The sequence below is a fragment of the Candidatus Limousia pullorum genome, assembly GCF_057405065.1.
Window position 1 is genome coordinate 1 of sequence record NZ_JBUBPD010000001.1, and the last position, 2816, is coordinate 2816.

Genomic DNA, 2816 nt, shown 5'->3' on the forward strand with positions numbered 1-2816 from the left:
TGAAGAAAATAGTATTACTACTTGCAACATCAAAATAAACTTTGTCTTTATTTTCCTGAACATAGTCAATCAAATCACAGTACTCCAAAAAATTATGCTCTTTAATAATTCCCAAAAGTTCACTCTTTATTGCATTTACCTCGGACTTAGTTATCTCTACAAAATCCGATATATCAAATCCTCCACCAGTAACTATATCACAATCATCATACTGATACTTTTCGGGATTATCCTTATGGGTTAAATATCTATAATACCCTCTAATTTGCTCCAAAGCTTGAGGTGCAGGAGAATTTAACCTATCGGTCATACTTTTCACATTACTGTACGTAGTAGGAGAACCATAAACAACAATAATGTGATAGTGTGGTTTCTTGATTTTTCCACTTCCATCTTCCAATTCGTCCTTATCATGCAAAGGACTAATCGCATACTGAAGTCCAGATAATTGTAACTGTTTTCTCCAATCTTCTGGAACAGAACCATACCCATCAGCACCATCATACTTAGAACCAACAGCTTCAAGTTGCTCCTTAGTTGGATAAACAAAAAAAGCCCAATTACGTTTCTTTACACTTGCTTTTTGACTTGCCATACGTTATACTTTTGATACACTTTTTGGAACAAAAAAGGCTGTACTCAACTTTCGCCGGTGGGGTGCAGCTCTTTTTTTTTATTTTTCCTCAGGTATCTCCCCTTTCTGCTTTCGATAAAATTCTTCCAATGCTAAAGCTACAATCGCTGACTTTTTTACGCCTTTATTTTCTGCCATTTCTTTCAACATCTCAAGCGTTTTTTCAGAAAGCGACATAGTAATTTTTGTTCCTGCCATATCTTTTTTCTCCTTTTTTCTGATTTTTTACTCCTACTTCATTTTACGTCGTTTTACTCCATTTGTCAACTGTTTTTTCATTTTTTGTCACACGTCACACGTCACCCATAGGGGGGTGTCGTAGTACCCCCCTTTTGCCCTGCTTTTTTCGTTAATACGGAAACGACCTGTACACAAAAAAAGAGGTCACCTAAAGACCTTAGATAACCTCTTTTGCAAACGTTACTGCTACATGAATTTGGTGAAATTTCGCAAGCGAAATTTTTATTTATATCCGCAGGAGCCTAACACAGCGTGCCGCTGTACTGCTCTGTTAGTTTTTCTTAACAATGCCCTTATCAACCTTTGGAGCTTGCGTTAAATTCAAACCTTCTTTTTTTAACTCTCTGGAGAACCTCTCTATAATTTCTAATGGCATTCTCATTATTGCCGATTTTACTTTCTTATGCTTCTCCATACTCTTTTGCAACTCTTTTTTTAACCTGATATTTTCGTTTATAAGCATAGATTTATCATTTCTCAAATTAGATATCTCTTCATTTAAGCTTTTTATATTCTGATGAGAATTATCGTTGCAAAAAGCTTCAACACTTTCTTCAAATGCATTAGTTGCACTCTTCAATATTTCTTTTTCGTGAACAGCAATATATCTACTTTCCCACATTTCGAGTGGAACAGTTACAAATTTTTTCTTGTGAATAAATCCTCTCTTAGTTACCTTAGCTTCTTCAGGATAAAAAACTGAAGCCTTACTTTTTTCAGCACATTTTGCAATATAAGCCTTTTTTGCCTTATATTCAGCCCGTAGTGGCTCTAAATCAACAAGTTCGGCTCTAATATCATTTACCCTGTTTTGTGCCTCAGAAACGATTTTAGACGCCTTTTCAGTAGCTTCTTGTAATCGTTCCGTAGCTGACTGCCTTTTTAACTCATCAATGCTCTTATTTCCCTCTGCTGTAGCTTTATTTAAAATCGGCAAATTAATATTCATCGAAGCCTTGATATACCTCTCAAGGTCTTGATGAAACGTCCTAAGGTCAGTTCGTGTTACTGTGAACTTAGACGACACAGTCAGTCTATCATTTTTCCTGTCATAACCAACTGGAATAAACTCAAAATGCATATGTGGGGTAGTTTCATCGAGATGAACCATTGAACTCAATACAAACTCTTTCCCATATCTCTCACACAAAAATTCATAGCAACACTCAAAAAATTCTTTTTGTCTATCAGGATACTGTTCCAACAAAGGCTTCGGAGCAGTTATAACCCACGATGACATTATGTTAAGGTCTTTTCTGTTGTTGAGCCTAACACCATTATCCTCGCAAACTTTTCTTATGTGGTCTTTAAGCACCTTACTACAACGTTCTGGAGCAAGGTTATAATTTAATCCTGTACGTGAACTGTCTATGCACTCATTCTTACGACTTTGAACATTGTCATTAATTTTTCGCTCATTATGTCTGAGTACACCAACAGCTCCATTAAGCTTATAGTTTTCTGCATGAGCCATCACTTCACCTCCATTGCACACCTTTACTTTTTTTCTGAAGAAGATTATAACAAACCTTTAAGACTAAGTAAAGGTGTAGAAAGGTGTAGCAAGGTATACCTTTGCTTCGCAAAAGTTCCCTTGCAAGGGGACACCCCTTGACCCCTTTTAATCTAACTCTAATAACTTGTTGTCAACAAATGACATTGCGTCTTGCAAACTCTTACTACCTGACATATAGCTTTCCATCGGAAAATCATCACAAACATCATACAGGTATGCCAAAAGGTCTTTTGCTCGTTCCAATATCTCGTATTGCTCACGATAATTCAAATCATCAAAATTTAAAGTCATACCACGCACCTCTGTATTTACATCACTTAATTACTTCACCGTTCTCATCTACAACTACACAATGACCATCCAAAGAACACGACATCTTGGTAGTTCCGTTCATCTGTCCATATCTTTTTGATTTCAAGTATGTAT

General features: G+C 36.2%; 4 protein-coding genes. All 4 read right to left on the minus strand.

Going from position 1 to position 2816, the window contains the following annotated elements; all coding sequences use genetic code 11:
• Nucleotides 1-595, minus strand: a 595-nt coding sequence (locus tag CGICJO_RS12695) for a replication protein (RefSeq protein ID WP_486500033.1), incomplete at its 3' end; no start/stop codon positions are given.
• 78 nt (nt 596-673) lie between these two features.
• Nucleotides 674-832, minus strand: a complete 159-nt coding sequence (locus CGICJO_RS12700) for a hypothetical protein (protein WP_486500034.1) — start codon at nt 830-832, stop codon at nt 674-676.
• Between the two features lie 313 nt (nt 833-1145).
• On the minus strand, nt 1146-2348 hold the full coding sequence (gene mobV / locus CGICJO_RS12705) for a MobV family relaxase (protein WP_486500035.1): 1203 nt from the start codon (nt 2346-2348) through the stop codon (nt 1146-1148).
• Nucleotides 2349-2495: 147 nt separating this feature from the next.
• A complete protein-coding gene (locus tag CGICJO_RS12710; protein WP_486500036.1) occupies nt 2496-2681 on the minus strand; it encodes a hypothetical protein in 186 nt (61 codons plus the stop codon).
• Nucleotides 2682-2816 lie beyond the last annotated feature (135 nt).